Source organism: Streptomyces sp. NPDC002884 (assembly GCF_040295245.1).
Classification (GTDB): domain Bacteria; phylum Actinomycetota; class Actinomycetes; order Streptomycetales; family Streptomycetaceae; genus Streptomyces.
Genome location: NZ_JBEOVB010000003.1, coordinates 577630 through 599917, shown reverse-complemented (window position 1 = coordinate 599917; position 22288 = coordinate 577630). Strand labels below are relative to the sequence as shown.

General features: G+C 75.2%; 6 protein-coding genes. All 6 read left to right on the top strand.

Annotation, left to right across the window (positions count from 1 at the left end):
• The 6 genes from ABT070_RS09955 (at position 1) to ABT070_RS09930 (ending at position 22269) form a co-directional block, all read left to right on the top strand.
• Positions 1-2925, top strand: coding sequence for a non-ribosomal peptide synthetase (locus ABT070_RS09955; protein WP_351757249.1), 2925 nt, complete (start codon positions 1-3; stop codon positions 2923-2925).
• Positions 2922-4163, top strand: a complete 1242-nt coding sequence (locus tag ABT070_RS09950) for a cytochrome P450 (protein ID WP_351757246.1) — start codon at positions 2922-2924, stop codon at positions 4161-4163. The genes ABT070_RS09955 and ABT070_RS09950 overlap by 4 nt, the downstream gene beginning before the upstream one ends.
• A 14-nt stretch (positions 4164-4177) precedes the next feature.
• On the top strand, positions 4178-4411 hold the full coding sequence (locus ABT070_RS09945; RefSeq protein WP_351757244.1) for an MbtH family protein: 234 nt from the start codon (positions 4178-4180) through the stop codon (positions 4409-4411).
• Positions 4408-5118, top strand: coding sequence for an O-methyltransferase (locus ABT070_RS09940; protein WP_351757241.1), 711 nt, complete (start codon positions 4408-4410; stop codon positions 5116-5118). The genes ABT070_RS09945 and ABT070_RS09940 overlap by 4 nt, the downstream gene beginning before the upstream one ends.
• Before the next feature lie 39 nt (positions 5119-5157).
• Positions 5158-6426, top strand: coding sequence for a cytochrome P450 (locus ABT070_RS09935; RefSeq protein WP_351757238.1), 1269 nt, complete (start codon positions 5158-5160; stop codon positions 6424-6426).
• 198 nt (positions 6427-6624) lie between these two features.
• A complete protein-coding gene (locus ABT070_RS09930; protein ID WP_351757235.1) occupies positions 6625-22269 on the top strand; it encodes an SDR family NAD(P)-dependent oxidoreductase in 15645 nt (5214 codons plus the stop codon).
• The last annotated feature ends 19 nt before the right edge of the window (positions 22270-22288 follow it).

Sequence of the window (22288 nt, the reverse complement as noted above, 5' to 3'; positions counted from 1 at the left end):
ATGGTGCGAGCGACACTCCCCGCCCACGTGGTCACGCTGGTCGACGTCGACGGCCCCCTGGACGGCGCCGCGCTGCGGCGGGCCGTCGCCGAACTGGCGCGGCGCCACCCGCACCTGCGGTCGGCGCCGGACGCGGAACTGCCCTGGCGCGACATCGACCTGGGCACCGTGGACGGGCCCCGGCGCGACGCCGAACTGGACCGGCTCGACGCCGAGGAGGACGAGGGCCCCGCGGTCCCGCTGCGGCTGCTGCTCGCCCGCCTCGGCCCCGAACGGCACCGGCTCCGGCTGAGCAGCGCCCCGGCGGCCGTCGACACGCAGTCGCACCGTGTGCTCATCGACGAACTGCTCACCGTGTACGGCGGAGGCAACGGTGACCTGCCGCGGGTGCCGAGCCACGCCGACTACGCCGGCTGGCTGGCCGTTCAGGACCGCGAAGCGGCCGACCTGGTCTGGTCGACCCACCTCGCCGAGGCCGAGCCGACCCTGGTGGGCGGCCGGGCGTCCCCCGTACGGCCGGGCCCGGTCGAACGGGTCCGCGGTGAGCTGTCCGCGGAGGTCGGCAGCGGCCTGCTGCGGATGGCCCACGACCACGGGCTGGCGTTCGAGACGGTCGCGCAGGGCGTGTTCGGCATCCTGCTGGGCTGGCTGACCGGCCGGGACGACGTCGTGATCGGGGTCGCGGCCCGGCCGCGCTTCCTCGGGATCGACATCATGGCCGGCCGGCTGGCCGAGCCGAGGCCGGTGGTGGTGCGGGCCCCCGCGGGGGACGCGCTGCTCGACGTGTTCTTCCGGCTGGCCGACGAACAGTCCCGGCTCACCGGCGTCCTGGCGCCCCGCGCGGTCGACGGCATCTTCGACACACTGGTGTCGGTCGACTGCGGCGAGCCGGCGTCGGTGGCCGACATCCGGGTGGTGGCCGTGGAGCAACGGCCGCAGGCGCCCGGTGCGCTCGCCTTCCGGGTGCGCGGGACGGGCGAGCGGCTGCGGCTGGACCTGGACTTCCGGCCGGACCTGCTGGAGCGCGCCGACGTCGAACGGATGCTGGAGGTGCTGACCCGGCTGTTCGGCGCCGTGGAGAAGGACCCGACCCAGCGCGTCGGTGGGGTCGACCTGCTGCCTGCGGCGGAGCGGCGGCGCGTGCTCCAGGAGTGGAACGACACCGGCACACCGGCACCACCCCGCACGCTCTTCGAACTGCTGCGCCGCCCCGTCGTCCGGACCCCGGACGCGACCGCGCTCCTGTCGGCGGCCGAGACCCTCACCTTCGCCGAACTCGGCCGGCGTGCGGACCGGCTCGCCCGGCTGCTCGCCGACCGCGGAGCGGAGCCCGGACGGCTGGTCGCGCTGGCGCTGCCCCGGTCGGTCGACCTCGTCGTCGCCGTACTGGCCGTGGCCCGGACCGGAGCCGCGTTCGTGCCGGTGGACCCCGGCTACCCCGCCGAGCGGATCGCGTTCATGCTCGAGGACGCCGCGCCGTCGCTCGTCTGCGCGTACTCCACCACCGGTCTCGCGGACCTGCCGCAATCCCTGCTCCTGGACCGGCCGGAGGTACGGGAGGCGGTGTGCGGGGGCGCCGGGACGGACGCGACGGAGTACCCGTACCCGGTTCCCGCGCAGGCCGAAGCCGCCTACGTCATCTACACCTCCGGCACCACGGGACGGCCCAAGGGCGTCGTCGTGCCCCATGCCGGACTCGTCGATCTGGCCACCACCATGGCCGAGGGCATGGGGCTGGACGCCGACAGCAGGCTCCTGCAGTTCGCGTCGCCGAGCTTCGACGCGTTCGTCGCGGAACTGCTCGGCGCGTACCACGTGGGTGCCGCGCTGGTCATACCGCCGGACGTCCCGCTCGCCGGGGACGCCCTCGCCGAGGTGATCACCGAGTACGGCGTGACGCGTCTGCTGCTGCCGCCGGTGGCCGCCGCGAGCGTGGAGCCGGAGCAACTGGCCGGGGTCCGGGGCCTGATGACCGCGGGGGAGGCCTGCTCGGCCGACCTGGTCGCACGCTGGTCCCCGGGGCGCCGGATGGTCAACGCGTACGGCCCGACCGAGGTCACCGTCTGCGCCACCTGCAGCGGACCGCTGACCGGGGCCGGCACGCCGTCGATCGGACGGCCGATCGCCGGCGCCTCGGTCTACGTGCTCGGCAAGGGACTCCAGCCGCTGCCGCCGGGTGTGCCCGGCGAGCTGTACGTGGCGGGCGACGGGCTGGCGCGGGGATACCTCGGGCGTCCGGGGCTCACCGCGGAGCGGTTCGTGGCCGACCCGTTCGGGCCGCCCGGTTCCCGCATGTACCGGACCGGTGACCTGGTCTCCTGGCGGCCGGACGGCACGCTGGCCTTCCACGGCCGCGTCGACGACCAGGTGAAGCTGCGCGGCTTCCGGATCGAACTCGGCGAGGTCGAGGCGGTCCTGGCGGACTGCCCGGGCGTCGTGCACGCGGCGGCCGTGGTCCGGGGCGAGGACGGGGAGCGCGACGTGCTCGTCGGGTACGTCACGCCGCAGGACGGTGTGACGCTCGACGTGGCCGACCTGCGGGAGCACGCGTCCCGGTTCCTGCCCGACCACATGGTGCCCGCCGCCCTCGTCGTGCTGGACGGCTTCCCGGTCACCCCGGGCGGCAAGCTCGACCGGTCGGCGCTCCCGGCGCCCCGGGCCGCCGTGCCGGCGAGCGGCGGCCGTGCGCCGCGCACCCCCGCCGAAGAGGTGTTCTGCACGATCTTCGGAGAGCTGCTCGGTGCCGCCTCGGTGGACGTCGACGGCAACTTCTTCGCCCTCGGCGGCGACAGCATGCTCGCCATCAGCGTGATCCAGCGGGCCCGCGCCGCCGGTTTCGCCGTCTCGCCCAAGGAGATCATCAACAACCCGACGGTCCGCGCGCTCGCCGCGGTCGCCACCCCCACGCAGGGCGGCAGCCGATGACGGCGCTGCCCCTGGTCTCCCCCGACGAACTGGACGGACTGGACCTCGCCGACGCCCGGTTGCACGCCGAACACGACCTGACCGAGGTGTGGCGGCGGCTGCGGGCCGAGCGCCCCTTCCACCGCCAGCCGGCGCGCGGCTCGCAGCCGGCGTTCTGGGTGATCACCCGGTACGCCGACGCGGTGGAGGTCTACCGCGGCCGGGAGTTCACCACCGAGCACGGCAACGGCCTGCCGACCCTGCTCACCGGAGGGGACGCGGCCGCGGGGACGATGCTCGCGGTGACCGACGGACTGCGCCACCAGCAGATCCGCACGATCCTGACGAGGGCGTTCTCCCCACGGGTACTCGCCGCCATCCGGGACGGCGTCCGCCGCACGGTGGACGAACTCATGGCCGCGGCCGTCGCCAAGGGCGAATGCGACTTCGTCCGGGACGTCTCCGCGAACATCCCGCTCGGCGCGGTGTGCGACCTGCTCGACGTGCCGAAGGGTGACCGGCAGTACCTGCTCGGCCTCACCTCGCAGGCCTGGAGTTCCGAGCACGCGGACGCCCCGCCGGAGGACTCCTGGACCGCGAAGAGCGAGATCCTGCTCTACTTCGCCGACCTGGCGCGGACCCGGCGCGGCGGTGACGGCGACGACGTGGTGAGCCTGCTCGCCAACTGCCGCATCGACGGGGAGCCGCTCAGCGACGCCGAGCTGATGGCCAACTGCTACGGCCTGATGATCGGCGGCGACGAGACCGGCCGGCACGCCATCTCCGGCGGCCTGCTGGCGCTGATCGAGAACCCGGAGCAGTGGGACGCGCTCAAGGGCGGCGCCCTGAACCTGCAGAAGGCCGCCGACGAGGTCCTGCGCTGGACCGTGCCCTCGCTGCACGGCGGCCGGACGGCCACCGCCGACGTCGAGGTGAACGGACAGCTGATCCGGGCGGGCGAGATCGTCAGCGCCTGGATCGCCTCGGCCAACCGGGACGGCGACGCCTTCCCGGACCCCGACCGCTTCGACCTCACCCGCGCGCCGAACAAGCACCTGACCTTCGCCTTCGGCGCGCACTACTGCCTCGGCCACTACCTTGCCCGGGCCGAGATCGAGGCCGTGCTCGACAGCCTGCGCCGGACGGTGTCCGGCGTGCGGCAGACGGCACCCGAGACCTGGATCTACTCCAGCATCCTGCACGGCATGAACACCCTTCCCGTCGCGTTCGAAGCCGATCCGGCGGGTCTGTCCCCATGACCGAGGAGCACGGCGTGTCCCCTGTGTTCGAAGACGACGACGCGGACTGTCTGGTGCTGCGCAACGCGGAACTGCAGTACTCCCTCTGGCCGGCGTATCTCGCCGTACCCGAGGGCTGGCAGGTCGTGTCCGGACCCGCCGCCCGCACCGACTGTCTCCTCCACGTCGAGCAGAACTGGCGTGACCTGCGGCCGGCTTCGCTCACCGCGACCGGCGACCGGACCCAGCAGAACGGAATACATTCGTGATCAACACATCGTTGCCCATCGTCCCGCAGGACAGCACCGACCAGCGGGAGATCTTCGCCACCGCCCTGGTCCGCCAGGCGCCGCTGCCCGAGCGGCTGGACACCGTCATGCTGGAGATGGAGAAGGTCGCGAGGGACGAGGGCATCCCGGTCATCGGGCGGCTCGAAGGCGCGATCGTCCGGACGCTCACCGCGCTGCGCGGCGAAGCCGTCACGCGCGTGCTCGACATCGGCACCGCGATCGGCTACTCGGCCCTGTGGCTGGCGTACGCGCTGCCCGAGGGCGGCAAGGTCACCAGCATCGAACTCGACCCCGAACGGGCCGCACGTGCCGCGGACTTCATCGACCGCGCAGGCATGGCCGACCGGATCGAGATCCTCGTCGGCGACGCCTTCGAGCTGATCCCCGAGCTCGGTGCCTACGACCTGATCTTCCAGGACATCATGAAGCACCGGTACTTCGGCAGCGACCCCTCGCTCGCCACCGAGCTGCTCGCACTGTCGAAGGCGCATCTCGAGGTGAACGGCTTCCTCATGATCGACAACGCCTTCTGCGGCGGCGGCGTCGTCGCCGGGGAGACGGCCGAGCACTCCAACGAGCTGATCGGCGTGCGGAACATGAACAGGGCGCTCGCCGAGGACCCCGACTTCGACGGCGTGATCCTGCCGGTACGCGACGGTGTCTGGATCGCCCGGCGCACGGCCTGAGAACCGGCGACAGCCCGACGACACCGACGAGGGAGCGCCATGACGACCGGGCAGGACATCGAGGAGCTGGTGCGGTTCGTGCTGGCGCCGGGCACGAGCGACGACCCCTTCGCCCACTACCTCCGGCTGCGTGAACTCGCCGACGTCCACCGCAGCGAACGGACGGGCATGACCCTCCTGTCGCGGCACGCGGACTGCCGGCAGGTCCTGGGCGACCAGGAGACCTTCCGGGTCGTCGACAACGACTGGATGGCGGCCAACATCCCCGGATGGCGGCCGTCGCCGGGCCAGGAGCAGTTCCTCTCGTCGCTGTTCTTCCGCAACCCGCCGGACCACACCAGGCTGCGGCGGCAGCTCTCGCGGGGGTTCACCGCCCGCCGGCTGCAGAGGCTGCGCCCGTTGGCGGAGAAGGAGGTGCTGCGCGCGCTCGACCGGCTCGCCGCCGTCCCGCCCGGCCACGTCGCCGACTTCCAGGAACTCGTCTCCGTTCCCTTGAGCCTGACGCTGCTCGGCGGCCTGCTGGGCATCCCCGCGAGTGAACGCCCCCGCTGCTGGACGCTGCTGAACGAAGCGGTCCCGGCACCCGACCCCGCCGCGGACGAGGCGGCCCGGGCGGCCATGAGCGAACGGGCGGACACGGCCGCCGCCGAACTCGCGGCCTTCTTCACCGAGTTGATCGCCCGCAAGCGCAACGAGCCCGGCGACGACCTCGTCAGCGCCTGCTTGGCGGAACAGGCGGGCAACCCCGAGCAGTTGACCGACCGTGAGCTGGCGCTCGCGGTGCTCCCGGTCTTCGGGGCCGGCGTGACGACCCTGAGTGACACCCTCGGCAACATCATGCACACCCTGCTGACCCACCCCGACCAGCTGGAGCGGCTCTCGGCCGACCCGACGCAGGCCGAACGGGCTGCCGCCGAGGCGTTCCGCCACTGCGGCGGCTACCACATCACCCGCCGCTACGCGACGCGCGACACCGAGATCCGCGGGGTGCCGGTCGCCGCGGGCTCGGTCGTGGTGCTGCTCCTTGCCGGGGCGAACCGTGACCCGGAGGCGTTCGGCCGGCCGGAGGAGTTCGACATCGAACGCCCCGAGACCGCCTCCCTGGCGTTCGGCTCCGGAATCCACTACTGCCTCGGCGCGGCGCTGGCGAAGCTCCTGGTCGAGACCGTGTGCGGGGCGCTGCACCGGGGGCCCGCGCTGCGCCCCGCCGGGGCGCCGCGGTGGCGGCCGTCCGTGCTGTTCTTCGGACCGGTGCACCTGCCGGTCACGGTCGTGGCGGGCCCCCGCCCGGTGCGGCCGGCGCAGTAGCGGCCGACCGCCACCACGGCGCCGGCCGCGCCCGCAGACCGACCCGCTCGCTCCCGGAGCGGCGGTAACCACCCCCGTCGGCCGGGGACTTCGGCCGACCCGCGGTATCCGCGGCACCGGCGGCACGGGGCGCCGTCGATCGGCGTGAAACGCCTCGACGCCCCGACGCGTTCGATTCGACAAGCCTGGAGGACGGACTTGAGCACGCCGGAACAGGATCTCGTAAAGGCTCTGCGCGCATCGGTCAAGGAGACCGCGCGCCTCCGGCAGAAGAACTCCCAGTTGCTCGCCGCCGCCTCCGAGCCGATCGCCGTCGTGTCGATCGGCTGCCGCTTCGCGGGCGGGATCGCCGGCCCGGAGGACTTCTGGAAGGTCGTGTCCGAGGGCAGGGACGTGTACACGCCGTTCCCGGACGACCGCGGCTGGGATCTCGAAGGGCTCTACGACCCCGACCCGGACACCCCCGGCACGACCTATGTGAACCGGGGCGCCTTCCTCCACGACGCCGCTCAGTTCGACGCGCGGTTCTTCGGGATCTCCCCGCAAGAGGCCATGGCGATGGACCCCCAGCAGCGGCAACTCCTGGAGGTCTGCTGGGAGACGCTGGAGCGGTCGGGAATCGACCCGCAGAGCCTGCGCGGCTCCGACACCGGCGTCTACGCCGGCATCGTGCACCAGGACTACGCGCCCGACCTCCCCGGAGCGGAGGACTTCCTCAGCCTGGAGCGCGCGCTCGGCAGCGCCGGCGGCATCACCTCCGGCAGGGTGTCCTACTGCCTCGGGCTGGAGGGCCCGGCCGTCACCGTCGACACCATGTGCTCCTCGTCGCTGGTCGCCATCCACCTGGCGACCCAGGCGCTGCGCCGCGGCGAGTGCACGCTGGCCCTCGCCGGCGGGGCCACCGTGATGGCCACCCCGGGCGGCTTCGTCGGTTTCGCGCGCCAGCGCGGCCTCGCCTTCGACGGACGGTGCAAGTCCTTCGCCGCCGCCGCGGACGGCAGCAGCTGGGCCGAGGGCGTCGGCGTCGTGCTGCTGGAACGGCTCTCCGACGCGGAGCGCAACGGACATCGGATCCTCGCCGTGATCCGCGGCTCGGCCGTGAACTCCGACGGCGCCTCCAACGGGCTGACCGCCCCCAACGGGCCCTCGCAACAACGCGTCATCCGCAGCGCACTGGCCGCCGCGGGTCTGTCCACCGACGACATCGACGCCGTCGAGGCCCACGGCACCGGCACCACCCTGGGCGACCCGATCGAGGCGCAGGCGCTCATCGCCACGTACGGGCAGGGCCGCGATCCGAAACGGCCGCTGCTCCTCGGCTCGGTCAAGTCCGTCCTCGGCCACACCCAGGCCGCCTCCGGGGTGGCGGCCGTGATCAAGACCGTGCTCGCGCTGCGCCACCGCCACCTGCCGGCGACCCTGCATGTGGACGCCCCGACCCCGCAGGTCGACTGGTCCTCCGGAACCGTCGAGCTGCTCACCGAGGGGCGCGAGTGGCCGGAGAGCGGCCGGCCACGCCGGTGCGGCATCTCCTCGTTCGGCGCGAGCGGGACCAACGTCCACATGCTCCTGGAGGAGGCGCCCGGCACCCCGGGGACCGAGGCCCCCGTCCCCGCACCGACGGAGCCGGAGCCGGAGCCGGAGCGGAAGCAGAGGATTCCGTTCATCGTCTCGGCCCGTACTCCGACGGCGCTGGCCGGCCAGGCCCGGCTGCTCGGCGGCCCCCTCGACGACGGAGTCGCACTCGGCGACCTCGCCGACGCCCTGCTGACCGGCCGCGCGCTGATGAGCCATCGGGCCGTGCTCCTCGCCCGCACCCGGGACGAACTGCGCTCCGGACTCGCGCTGCTGGCCGAAGGCCGCACCGGCACCGGCGTGGTCACCGGCGCCGCCGGCCAGAGCGGGCCCGGCAAGACCGTCTTCGCGTTCCCGGGGCAGGGCACCCAGTGGGCGGGCATGGGGCGCGAGCTGCTCGACGCCTCCCCGGTCTTCGCCGCCCGCATCGCCGACTGCCAGGAGGCGTTCGAGCCGTGGGTCGACTGGTCGCTGACCGATGTGCTCCGCGGCGACGGCACCGAGCTGGAGCGCGTCGACGTCGTCCAGCCCGTGTGCTTCGCGGTGATGGTCGCCCTGGCCGAGGTCTGGAAGTCCGTGGGCGTCGTCCCGGACGCGGTGATCGGCCACTCGCAGGGCGAGATCGCGGCGGCCTGCGTGGCCGGCGCGCTGTCCCTCGCCGACGCCGCTCGGGTCGTGACCCTGCGCAGCCAGGCCATCGCCGAAGTGCTGCCGCGCGGCGGCGGGATGGCCTCCGTCGGCCTGCCGGTGGACGAGGTGCGCGCACTGATCGAACCCTGGGCCGAGCGGCTGCAGGTCGCCGCGGTCAACGGGCCGTCCACGGTGGTCGTGGCCGGTGAGGGCGCCGCCCTGGACGAACTGACCGCGCACGCGGCCGCACAGGACTTCCGGTTCCGCCGGATTCCCGTCGACTACGCCTCGCACAGCCACTACGTCGAGAGCATCAGGCCCAGCCTGGAGGCCGACCTCGGCGGGCTGGTGTCCTCGGCGCCGCGCGTCCCCTTCTACTCCACGGTCGAGAGCCGGTGGCTCGGCGAGGAGGACCGGCTCGACGCCGACTACTGGTACCGCAACCTGCGGCAGACGGTCCTGTTCGATCCGGCCGTCCGGGAGCTGATCGCTCAGGACCACCGGGTCTTCGTCGAACTCGGAGCGCACCCCGTCCTGGTACCGGCCCTCACCGACATCGCCGAGGAACTGGACGCGGACGTCCTCGCGGTCGGCTCCACACGCCGGGACGAGGGCGGCACGGACCGGATGCTCGCCTCGATGGCCGAGGTGTTCGTGCGCGGCGGGACGGTCGACTGGAGCACCGCCGTGCCCGAACGCGGGCCCGCCCCGGTGGAGCTGCCCACCTACCCGTTCGACCACCAGCGGTACTGGATCAGCATGCCCGGCACCGGGGCCGGCGCCGAGTCCCTGGGCCAGGTGACCAGCGACCACCCGCTCCTCGGCGCGGTGGTGGAACTGCCGCAGACCGACGGCCTGGTCTTCACCTCCCGGCTGTCGCTCGCCACCCACCCCTGGCTGGCCGGCCACCGCATCCAGAACGTCGTGCTGGTGCCGGGAACCGCCTACGTCGACCTGGCCATCCGGGCCGGCGACCAGTTCGGCCACGGAACCCTCGACGAACTCGTGATCGAGGCGCCCCTGGTGCTCCCCGCCGAAGGCGCCGTCCGGGTCCAGGTCGCGGTCGGCGGCACGGACGTGACGGGCCGCCGCCCGGTCGAGGTGTACAGCTCCCGGGACGGGGACGGCTGGACCCGCCACGCGGCGGGCATGCTGGCCGACTCCTACGCCGACGCCGACGCCGGCGGATTCGACTTCGGCCAGTGGCCGCCGCCCGGCGCACGCCGGGAGGACACCGACGACTTCTACGCCCGCCTCGCCGCACGCGGATACGACTACGGGCCGGCCTTCGCCGGACTGACCGCCGTCTGGCGGCGCGGCGAGGAGATCTTCGCCGAAGCCGTGCTGCCCGCCGAACACCACGAGGACATCGAGAAGTTCGGTATCCACCCCGCGCTCCTGGACGCCGCGCTGCACGCCAACGCCTTCCACCGGCGCGACGACGACCGGAACGTCCTCCCCTTCGCCTGGAACGGCGTCCGACTGCACGCGGCGGGCGCCGGCGCACTGCGCGTCAGGGTCGCGCCGTGCGGTCCGGACGCGCTGTCCTTCGACGCCGCGGACGAGACCGGGTCGCTGGTCCTGACCATGCAGTCCCTGGTCTCCCTGCCCATGTCCGACCTGAGCGCGGAGCCCGCCCGGCAGGCCCCCGACACGCTCTGGCAGCTCGACTGGGACCGCGTGCCGTCGGTGGCCGGGCAGCCGGCGGGCGACCAGATCGTCGTCGCCACCTCCGGTGACGTGGCGCGGACGGCGCTCGCCGAGGATCTGGGCGAGCCGGTGCCCGACCGCGCCGTTCTCGACCTCACCGCACCCACCGCTGCCGCCGACGCCGGTACCCGCACCGGGGACGAGCCGCTGCCGCTGCTGGGCCGGGTGCTCGGAGTTCTCCAGGCCTGGCTCGACGAGCCGGCCCTCGCATCGGTGCCGCTGGTCGTGGCGACCCGGGGCGCGGTACCGGCGCCCGGACCCGTCACCGACCCGGACGGCGCCGCGGTGTGGGGACTGCTGCGCGCGGCGCAGGCCGAGAACCCCGGCCGGTTCGTCCTGGTCGACGTCGAGCCCGGCGCCGACCGGGACCGGGCGATCGCGGCGGCCCTCGCGACCGGCGAACCGCAGACAGCCGTACGCGACGACGCCGTCCTCGCGCCGCGACTCGGCCGCGCCCGGCTCACCGAACCCGACGCGCCCATGGGGTTCGCCGAGGACGGCACCGTACTGATCACCGGCGGCACCGGAGTGCTCGGCGCGCTGCTGGCCCGGCACCTGGTGAACGAGCACGGGGTGCGGCGCCTGGTGCTGGCGAGCCGGCGCGGCGCGGACGCCGAGGGCGTGACCGCGCTCGTGGACGAACTGACCGAGCGGGGGGCGTCCGTCGTCGTCGCCTCGTGCGACGTGTCGGACCGTGACGCGCTCGCCGCGCTGCTCGCCTCCGTCCCGTCCGAGCACCCGCTGACCGGCGTCGTCCACGCCGCCGGTGTCCTGGACGACGGCGTCGTGGCCGGCCTGGACCCGCACCGCATGGCCGGCGTGTTCGCGCCGAAGGCCGGCGCGCTGGCCCTGCTGGACGAGCTGACCCGCGAGCGGCCGCCCCAGGTCTTCGCCGCGTTCTCCTCGGCCGCGAGCGTCTTCGGCTCGGCGGGCCAGGGCAACTACGCGGCGGCCAACGCCTACGTCGACGCGGTCGTCTCGGCCCGGCGGGCGGCGGGGCTGCCCGCCGTGTCCCTCGCCTGGGGGCTGTGGACCCCGGTCACCGGGATGACGGGACAGCTCGCCGAGGTCGACCGCACCCGGATGAGCCGGGGCGGCGTCCGTCCGATGACGACGGCCGAGGCACTCGCCCTCTTCGACCTCGGCATCCGTTCGGGCAACCCGCTCCTCGTACCGATCCGGCTCGATCTCGACGCCGTACGCGCCGAAGCGGCCGCGGACGGGACCGTCCCCCCGCTGTTCCGTGCCCTCGTGCGTCCGCCGCGGCGGACCGCCCGGGCCGGCGCAGGCGCCGCGGGCGCGCTGGCTCGCCGGCTCGCCGGACTCTCCGAGGAGGAGCAGACCGAGTCGGTGCTCGACCTCATCCGCACCGAGGTGTCGGTCGTCCTCGGTCTGGGCGGGGCCGACCCCGCCCTGGACTCCGAGCGGTTCGGCGACATCGGCTTCGACTCGCTGACCGCCGTCGAACTGCGCAACCGGCTGTCCGCGGCCACGGCCGTCAAGCTGCCCGCCACGCTCGTCTTCGACTACCCCACGCCTCGTGCGCTCGCCCGGCACCTGCTCGACCAGGTGGGCGACACGGCCGACGCCGTCGCACCCGTGCTCCCGGCCGCGCCGGCCGCGGCCACGGACGACGACCCCGTCGTGATCGTCGGCATGGCGTGCCGGCTGCCCGGCGGGGTCACCTCGCCCGCCGAGCTGTGGCAGCTGGTCACCGACGGCCGGGACGGCATCTCGGAGTTCCCGGACGACCGCGGATGGAACCTCGACGGTCTGTTCGACTCCGACCCCGACCGCGCCGGCACGGCCTACACCCGGCGGGGCGGATTCCTGGAGGACGCCGGGCACTTCGACGCCGCCCTGTTCGGGATCTCCCCGCGCGAGGCGCTGGCCATGGACCCGCAGCAGCGGCTGCTGCTGGAGACGACCTGGCAGGTGCTGGAGGGCACCGGCATCGCCCCGACGTCGCTGCGCGGGGAACGCGTCGGCGTCTACACCGGCATGTCGATCCACGACTACCTCGGCTCACTGACCGATGTCCCCGCCGAACTCGAGGGCTTCACCACGACCGCCACCGCGGGCAGCGTCGCCTCCGGCCGGGTGTCCTACGTGTTCGGGCTGGAGGGCCCGGCCATGACCGTGGACACCGCCTGCTCCTCGTCCCTCGTGGCGATCCACCTCGCGGCGCAGGCGCTGCGCCAGGGCGAGTGCGAACTGGCCCTCGCCGGCGGCGTCGCCGTCATGGGCTCCCCGGTCGGCGTGACCGGCTTCTCGCGCGCCCGCGGACTGGCCGCGGACGGCCGCTGCAAGGCCTTCGCCGCGGCGGCCGACGGCACCGTGCTGTCCGAGGGCGTGGGCGTCGTCCTCCTGGAACGGCTGTCCGACGCGCGGCGCAACGGCCACCGCGTCCTCGCCAAGATCTGCGGCTCCGCGGTGAACCAGGACGGCGCGTCCAACGGCCTCACCGCACCGAACGGCCCGTCGCAGCAGCGGGTGATCCGCGCGGCGCTGGCAGCCGCCGGGGTCGCACCGGACGAGGTCGACGCGCTGGAGGCGCACGGCACCGGCACCACGCTCGGTGATCCGAGCGAGGCCGAGGCGATCATTGCCACCTACGGGCGGGACCGCTCGCCCGACCGGCCGCTGTGGCTGGGCTCGGTCAAGTCCAACCTCGGCCACACCCAGGCCGCGGCCGGCGTGACCTCGGTGATCAAGATGGTCGGGGCCCTGGACCGCGGCGTCCTGCCCGCGACCCTCTTCGTGGACGAGCCGACACCGCACGTCGACTGGTCCGCGGGCACCGTCGCCCTGCTCACCGAGGAACGCCCCTGGCCCGAGACCGGCAGGCCGCGCCGGGCCGGCATCTCCTCCTTCGGCATCAGCGGCACCAACGCGCACCTGATCCTCGAACAGGCCCCGGCCGAACCGGCCGTGCCCGACACCGCGGCCACCGCACCCGAGCCACCGGCCGACAGGGCCGACGCCGTACTGCCCTTCGTCCTCTCGGCGCACAACCCGGTCGCCCTGGCAGGCCAGGCGCGGCGGCTGCGCGCGGCCGTCGCGACCGGGCTGTCCCTGCCGGGCACGGCGCGGACCCTGCTCGACGGCCGCGCCCTGCTCGCCCATCGGGCCGTCGTCGCCGCGGCGGACCGGGAGACCCTCGTCGAGCGGCTCGACGCGATCACCGCCGGTGAGTCCGTCCCCGGCGCCACCCTCGGGACGGCGGCGGCCGGCGCCGCCACGTCGGTGGTGTTCGTGTTCCCGGGGCAGGGATCGCAGCGGCCCGGCATGGGACGCGAGCTGTACGCCCGCTTCCCGGTGTACGCGGCGGCCTTCGACGAGGCCTGCGCCCGCCTGGACGAACGGCTCCTCGGCGCGGTCGGCACCTCCGTACGGGACGTCGTCCTCGCCGAACCGGACAGCCCGCAGGCGGCACTGCTGGACCGCACCGTCTACACCCAGGCGGCGCTGTTCGCTGTCGAGACCGCGCTGTTCCGCCTGGCCGAGTCGTGGGGCGTCCGCCCGCGGCTGCTGCTCGGCCACTCCATCGGCGAGCTCACGGCGGCGCACGTCGCCGGAATGCTCTCGCTGGACGACGCGGCGACCGTGGTCGCCGCCCGCGGCCGGCTCATGCAGGCGCTGCCCGCCGGCGGCGCCATGGCCGCCGTGGCCGCCGGCGAGGACGAGGTCCGCCCGTTCCTCGGCTCCGGTGTCGGCGTCGCCGCCGTGAACCAGCCCTCCTCGGTGGTGCTGTCCGGCGACGAGGACGCGGTGCTCGCCGCCGCCGACGCGCTGCGCGCACAGGGCCGCAAGGTCAAGCGGCTCCCGGTCTCCCACGCCTTCCACTCCGCCCGGATGGAACCGATGCTCGCCGAGTTCCGCGCGGCGATCGCCGACGTCACCTGGCAGCCGGCGCGGATCCGCATCGTCGCCCACCAGGACGGCGACATGACCAGCACCGACTACTGGGTCGAGCACGTACGCCGCACGGTGCGCTTCGCCGACGGCGTGGCCGCCGCGCTCGGCCAGGGCGGAAAGCTGTTCGTCGAGATCGGGCCGGGTGCGGCGCTGACCGCGCCGATGCTGGAGACGGCCGCCGCCTCGGGCGCCGAACCGGTGTGCACGCCGATGCTGCGCGACGGACACGACGAGGCACGGACCGCGATCGGCGCGCTCGCCGAGCTGTTCGTACGAGGTGTGCCGGCCGACTGGCAGACACTGCTCCCGGCCGGCGCGCCCGTCGTCGAGCTGCCGACGTACGCCTTCGACCGCACGCACTACTGGCTGAAGACGGCAGGCCGACGCACCGACGCGACCGGCCTCGGGCAGGTGGCCGCCGACCACCCGCTGCTGTCCGCCGTCGTCCCCGTGCCGGAGACCGGCGGGCTCGTCGGCACCGCCCGGCTGTCGTCGGCCACCCACCCGTGGCTGGACGAGCACCGGATGCACGGAGTCACCGTGGTGAGCACCGCGGCGCTCCTGGACCTGGCCGTCCGGGCCGGCGACGAGATCGGCTGCCCGGTGGTGGCGCGCCTCGCCGTCGAGACCCCGCTCGTCGTTCCGCCGGACGCCGGGGTACGGGTGGAGATCACCGTGGGCGCGGCCGACGAGCGGGGCTGCCGTCCGGTCGCGATCCACGGCGCCCGAGGCGGTTCCGGCACCTGGGTCCGGCACGCGAGCGGCGAGCTGTCCGCCCGCACGCCGCTCACCCCCGACCCGGAGCCGCGGGCATGGCCGCCGGCCGGGGCCGAGCCGGTCGAGACGCACGCGGAGAACCCCTGGCTGCTGGGCGTGTGGCGCCGTGGCGAGGACACGTACGCAGAAGTCGCGCTTCCCGACGACGACACCGAGCCGCGGGACGCCGCGGAGTTCGGCCTCGAGCCGGCCCTGCTGGACGCCGTGACACGCGCGGTGACGGCAGGCCCCACGGCCGCCACGGTGTGGGAGGAGGTCGTGCTGCACGCGAGCGGCGCGCGCTGCCTGCGCGCCCGGCTGACCCCGCTCGGCGACCACCGGTGGGCCCTCGAGGCGACCGACGAGGCAGGGACCCCGGTCCTGTCCGCCCGGTCCTGGACGGCGGCGCCGATCCGGCCGGAGGACGTCGGCACCAGCGCCGCCGCGGACGCGACGTACCGAGTCGTCTGGACCGCCGCGGAACCGTCCGCAGCGCCGACCGGGCGGACGGCGACGGCTCCGGTGGCGAGCCCCGCGGACGTGACGGCGTTCGCCGGGCGGATCGCCGCACCGGCCGCCGGACCCACGCGGACCACCGCGGAGGAGACCGGGCACGACGCACCACAGCACGGCCTGCCGGCCACCGCCGTGCTCGAGGTCGCCGTCGGCCGCGACACGCAGCCGCTGCTCGCGGACGTGCTCGCCGTGCTGCAGGCCTGGCAGCACGAGGCTCCGGCCGACGCCCAGCTCGTCGTCGTGACCCGCGGTGCCGTGCCCGCCGGCACGACCACCGTCACCGACGTCCCCTCGGCCGCCGTCTGGGGCCTGGTCCGCGCCGCCCAGGCCGAGATGCCGGAAGGGATACTGCTGCTCGACCTCGATCCCGGGGCGGACACCGAGGCGGCGGTCGCGACGGCCCTGGCCACCGGCGAACCGCAGGTGGCGGTACGCGGCGGCACGCTCCTGGTACCCCGCCTGGCGCCCGCCGGACCGCTCGCGGAGCAGAGCGCCGGGCAGCCCGTCATGGACCCCGACGGCACTGTCCTGGTCACCGGTGGCACCGGCTCCCTCGGCGCCCTCGTGGCCCGCCACCTGGTCCGCGCCCGGGGAGTCCGGCACCTGCTGCTGGCCGGCCGGAGCGGACCGGCGGCCGAAGGCGCCGAGGAACTCGTGGCCGAACTGTCCGAACTGGGCGCCACGGTGACCGTCGCCGCCTGCGACGTCTCGGACCGCGACGCCGTGGCCGCGCTCCTCGCCGGCATTGCGGCCGCCCGTCCGCTCACCGCCGTCGTGCACACCGCCGGAGTCCTCGACGACGGGCTGCTCGGCGCGATGGATCCGGCCCGCCTCGCCACGGTCCTCGGCCCGAAGGCCGAGGGCGCCCGGCACCTGGACGAGCTGACCCGGGACCGCGATCTCGCCGCGTTCGTGGCGTTCTCCTCGGCCGCCGGCCTGCTCGGCTCCGCAGGACAGGCCAACTACTCGGCCGCCAACGCCTATCTGGACGGGCTCATGACGGCGCGCCGCGCGGCCGGCCGGCCGGGCGTGTCCCTCTCCTGGGGCCTGTGGGACCAGGCCGGCGGCATGACCGGGCACCTGGACGCGGCGGACCGGGCACGGATGAGCCGCGGCGGCGTGCTGCCGCTGCGCCCGGAGGAAGGGCTCGCCCTGCTCGACGCCGCCCTCGACAGCGGCGAGGCCCACCTGGTGCCGATCACCCTGGATCTCGCCGCGGCCCGCGCCGACGCGGCCTCCGGCGGCCCGGTCCAGCCGCTGCTGCGGCAGCTCGTCAGGGCGCGCCGCCGCGCCCGCGGTACGGCCGGCGCGGGCGATCTGCTCACCGCGCTCGCCGGCCGGTCCCCGGCCGAGCGGGAGGCGAGGTTGCTGACCCTGGTCCGGTCCCGGGCCGCCCTGGTCCTGGGACACGGGTCCGCCGACGACATCGAGCCGGACAACGCCTTCCAGGCCGTCGGCATGGACTCCCTCGGCGGGGTGGAACTGCGCAACCGCCTGGCCGCCGCGACCGGGCTGACCCTGCCCGCCACCCTGGTCTACGACTACCCGACCCCCCGGCAGCTGGCAGTCTTCCTGCGCGACGAACTGGCCGGCACCGCCGCGCCCGCCGAGGCGGCACCGGTGGTGGCCGGCGGAGCGCACGACGACATCGCCGTCGTGGGACTCGGCTGCCGGCTGGCGGGCGGGGTGCGGGGAGTGGACGACTTCTGGGAACTGCTGGTCCGCCGCGGCGAGGGACGATCGCCGTTCCCGACCGACCGCGGCTGGGACCTGTCCACCGTCCCGGTGGACGCCGGCAGCTTCCTGACGGACGCCGCGCAGTTCGACGCGGGCTTCTTCGGCATCTCCCCGCGCGAGGCGGTGGCGATGGACCCGCAGCAGCGTCTGCTGCTGGAGGTCGTGTGGGAGGCGCTGGAGGACGGCGGCCTCGACCCGGCCACCCTGCGTGGCACCGACGTGGGCGTGTTCGTCGGCGTGATGGGCCAGGGCTACGGCATGTTCGGCGGCGACGCGCAGTCCGACGGCCTGCGCGGCACCGGCGGCGCGGTCTCCGTGGTCTCCGGCCGGGTGTCCTACGCGTACGGCTTCACCGGCCCGGCCGTGTCCGTGGACACCGCCTGCTCCTCCTCCCTCGTCGCGATGCACCTGGCCGTCCAGTCGCTGCGCAACGGGGAGTGCTCGCTGGCCGTGGTCGGCGGCGTCACCGTGATGGCCACGCCGGGCGCGTACGTCGAGTTCGCCAAGAACGGCGGGCTCGCGACCGACGGCCGCTGCAAGGCGTTCGCCGCCTCGGCCGACGGCACCGGCAACGGCGAGGGCGTCGGCGTGGTGCTGCTGGAACGCCTGGCCGACGCCCACGCCCACGCACACTCCGTCAGCGCCGTGGTGCGCGGTTCCGCGATCAGCCAGGACGGCGCCTCCAACGGGCTCACCGCGCCCAACGGACCGGCGCAGCAACGGGTGATCCGGCGCGCCCTCGCGGTCGCCGGGGTGGCGCCCGCCGACGTGGACGCCGTGGAAGCACACGGAACGGGCACCCGGCTGGGCGACCCGATCGAGGCCCAGGCGCTGTTGGCCACCTACGGCCGGCGCGACCCCGGGCAGCCGCTGTGGCTCGGCTCGGTGAAGTCCAACATCGGGCACACCCAGGCCGCCGCAGGCGTGGCGAGCGTGATCAAGATGGTGCTGGCCCTGCGTCACCAGGCCCTGCCTGCCACCTTGCACGTGGACGCCCCCACGCCCGAGGTGGACTGGTCCAGCGGCACGATCCGGCTGCTGACCGACGCCCGGCCGTGGCCGTCCCAACCCGGCCGGACCCGCCGCGCGGGCGTGTCCGCCTTCGGCCTCAGCGGCACCAACGCCCACCTCATCCTGGAGGAGCCGCCGCGCCGCCCGGACGAGCCGGTGCGCAGCCCCGCCGAGGGCGCCCCCCTGCCGTTCGTCCTGACGGCCGTGAACCCGGCCCGGCTGGCCGCGCTCGCGGCCCGGCTGGCCGACTTCGCCGAGCGCGGCACCGCGCCGCTGCCGACGCTGGCCGCCGCCCTGGCCCACGGGCGGGCGCACCACGGGACACGAGCCACCGTGATCGCGGCCGACCGCGCCGAACTCGTCGACGAACTGCGGGCGTTGGCCGCGGGCGGCACCGACCGTGCGCCGGCCGGCGGACCGTCAGGACCGGGTACCGAGGTGGTGTTCGTCTTCCCGGGCCAGGGCGGCCACTGGATCGGCATGGGCCGCGAACTGATGGACCACTCACCCGAGTTCCGGGCCTGGGTGCGGCGATGCGACGCGCTGCTCGCCGAGTACGACCTCGACTGGACGCTGGAGCAGGCGCTCGGCGGAGAGAACGAGCTGACCCGGGTGGACGTGATCCAGCCCGCCTCGTTCGTCATGACGACCGGCCTGGCCCGGCTCTGGGCATCCGCCGGCGTGGTGCCGGACGTGGTGCTCGGCGCGTCGCAGGGCGAGATCGCCGCGGCGTGCGTCGCGGGTCTGCTGTCGGTGGAGGACGGGCTGCGCGCGATCGTGCTGCGCTCCCGCATGGCCGCACAACTGCCGTCCACCGGTGCGATGCTCGTCGTCGGCGTCGGCCGCGCCCGGATGACGGAGATGCTCGCCGACTACCAGGGCCGGGTGGAGATCGGTGCGGTGAACGGTCCGGCGACCGTGGCCGTCTCCGGCGAACGCGCCGCCATCGAGGAGCTGGCCGCCGTCATGGCCGACCGGCAACTCTGGTTCCGCAGGATCCGGGCCGACTACGCCTCCCACTCGTTCCTCGTCGACGAACTCCGGGAGCCGATGCTGGCCGCCCTGGACGGGATCGGGGAACGACCGGCGCAGGGCCTCGTCCCGGGCTGCCGGTTCTACTCCACCGTCGACGGCCGCTGGATCGGCCCGGACGAACTCCTGGACGCCGCCTACTGGTTCCGCAACCTGCGCCGACCGGTCGAACTGGACGCGGCCGTCCGCGCCGTGAGCGCCGACGCGCGGGCCGTGGTCGAGGTCTCCGCCCACCCCGGGCTGGTCCCGTCCCTCCTCGACATCATCCAGGACACCGGCCGGACCACGCCGGTGCTCGCCACCCTGCGGCGCCACGAGGGCGGCCGGGAACGGTTGACGACAGCCTTCGCGGAGGCCTTCGCCGCCGGGCTGCCGGTCTCCTGGGAGACGACGGTGCCGGCCGAACCGGCCGACTGGCGGGAACTCTGCCGCGCACTGCCGACCTATCCCTTCGACCACCGGCGCTACTGGCTGCGCGGCGCGCCGACGGCCGACACCGGCGCCCTCGGGCAGTCCCGCACCGAGCATCCGCTGCTCGCCGCGATGGTCGAACTGCCGCAGTCGGACGGGCTGATGGCCCTCTCCCGGCTCTCGGCGCACGACCAGCCCTGGCTCACCGCCGGCACCGAGGGCGCCCCGGTCGAGGTGCCCGGCTCGGTCTGGGTCGAGCTGGCCGTCCGGGTCGGGGACGAGGTCGACTGCGGCAACCTGGACCGACTGGAGCTGCGGGCGCCCCTGATACTGGGCCCCGGCGACGCGGTGCGGCTGCAGATCGGCGTCGACGGCGTCGACGCCGACGGCCGCCGCCCGGTGACCGTACGGTCGGCGCCCGCGACGACGGACCGGCGGCGACCGGTGTGGACCCTGCACGCCCAGGGCGTGCTGTCGCCCACGACCACGGCCGCCGTGGTCGAGCCGGACCCGGCCCCCTGGCCGCCGGCGGGCGCCGAACCCGTCGGTCCCGACGAACTGTCCGTGGCGACCGGCGGCACGGTGCCGCCGGCCCTGCACGCGGTGTGGCGGCGCGGCGAGGACACCTACGCCGAGGTGGCCGTACCCGCCGACCAGCGCGACGAGGCCGCCCGCTTCGGCGTCCACCCGCTGCTGCTGGAGGCCGCGGCGCACGCGGCGGGCTTCCCTGCCGGGCACACCCCGTCGGCCTGGGAGCAGGTCGTGCTGCACGCGTCCGGCGCCTCGGCGCTGCGGGTCCGGCTGCGGCGGACCGGCGACGGCGTGCGTCTGGAAGCGGCCGACCACGCGGGCCTGCCGGTCCTCACCGCGGCCCGCGTCACGGCCGGCCCGGCGACGGTCGCGGCGGCCGGCTTGCGGGGCCGTGCGCTGCGGACCGAATGGGTCCCGCTCGACGACGGGCAGGCCGGCACCGCCGTCGAGGTCGTCACCGTCGACAGCGACGGCGCCGTGTTCGCCCTCGCCGCCGAGCCGCCGACCGCGGGGGCCGTGGCCGCCGTGTTCGAGGTGGGCGCCGGGCGGGAGCCCGAGGACGCCTGCCGGCGTGCGCTCGCCGTCGCACAGGCGTGGCTGGACGAGCCGGACCTGGAGGGCCGCCACCTGGTGGTGCGCACCCGCTCCGCGGTGCCGGCCGGTCCCCGGGGCACCGGTCCCGGGGCGCCCGACCCGGCCGCCGCGGCGGTGTGGGAGATGCTCGCCGCGATCCAGGCCGAGTACCCGGGACGCTTCGTGCTGCTGGACGCCCCGCCCGAGGACGCCGACGCCTCGCCCGGGCAGTCCGGTGAGCCGGTCCCCGGCCGTCTCCTGGCCGCGGACGTGCCGCAGGCCGCCGTGCGGGCGGGCCGGATGTACGTTCCACGGTTGGTACCCGTCGACGCGGCGGACGCGGCGGACGCGACCGCTCCGACCGCCCCGACCGTCGACCCGGACGGCACCGTCGTGATCGTCGGTGGCACCGGTACGGCCGGCGCCCGGGTGGCCCGGCACCTGGTCGCCGAGCACGGGGTGCGCCACCTCGTCCTCGCCGGCCGGACCGGCCCCGACACCAAGGGCGCCGAGGCGCTCGCCACCGACCTCGAAGCACTCGGTGCGTCGGTGGCCGTCCGGGCCTGCGATGCCGGCGACCGGGACGCGCTGCGACGGTTGCTGGACGCCGTCCCGGACGATCACCCGCTCACCGGCGTGGTGCACGCCGCGGGGCTGCCGGACGACACCCGGCCGGCGGAACTGGACGCGTACCGGCTCACCGAGGTGCTCGCCGCGCGCACCGGATCGCTGCGGCACCTCGACGACCTCACCGCCGACGACCGCCTCGCCCTGTTCCTGGTGGTCACCTCGGCGGCGGCCCTGCTGGGGCCGGCGCATCATCCGGCGAACGCCGCGGCCGACGGCTTCGCACGGGCGATCGTCGCCCGCCGCCGTACCGCCGGGCTGGCCGGCTGCGCCCCGGTGCTGCTGCCCGCCGCGGCCGTGACCGAGGCCGAGGCCGGTGGCGCGCCGGACCCGGACGTGACGCTGTCGGCGGTGTCCGAGGCGCTGCGCTCCGGCGAGCCGTTCCCGGTGCCCGGCCGGCCCGAACAGTGGGCCGCGCCGGCGGCGGGCCGTCCCGTGCCGCCGCTGCTGCGCGGGCTGGTCCGCTCGCGCCGCCGGTCGGCCGCCCGTACGGCGGAGTCGGGCGCGGGCGCCGACAACGGGTGGACGGACCTGCTGCACGGGCAGAGCCCCGAGGAGCGGGAGCGGACCGTACTGGACCTGGTGCGCGCGCAGTTGACCCAGGTGCTCGAACTGGATCCGGCCGAGCCGGTCGACGCGCAGCGCGGGTTCTTCGAGCTGGGCCTCGACTCGCTGCTGGCGATCGAGCTGTCCCGGCGGATCGGCGGCCGCACCGGCACCGCGCTGGCTCCCGCGGCCGTCTTCGGCAACCCGACCCCGGCGGCGCTCACCGGCTACCTGCTGGCACGACTGGAGGACACGAAGGCCGATGCCTGACAGGTCCGCAGCCGCGACG

Coding starts and splice junctions, on each gene's coding strand:
- ABT070_RS09955 (WP_351757249.1), top strand. CDS start 1: ATGGTGCGAGCGACACTCCCCGCCCACGTGGTCACGCTGGTCGACGTC.
- ABT070_RS09950 (WP_351757246.1), top strand. CDS start 2,922: ATGACGGCGCTGCCCCTGGTCTCCCCCGACGAACTGGACGGACTGGAC.
- ABT070_RS09935 (WP_351757238.1), top strand. CDS start 5,158: ATGACGACCGGGCAGGACATCGAGGAGCTGGTGCGGTTCGTGCTGGCG.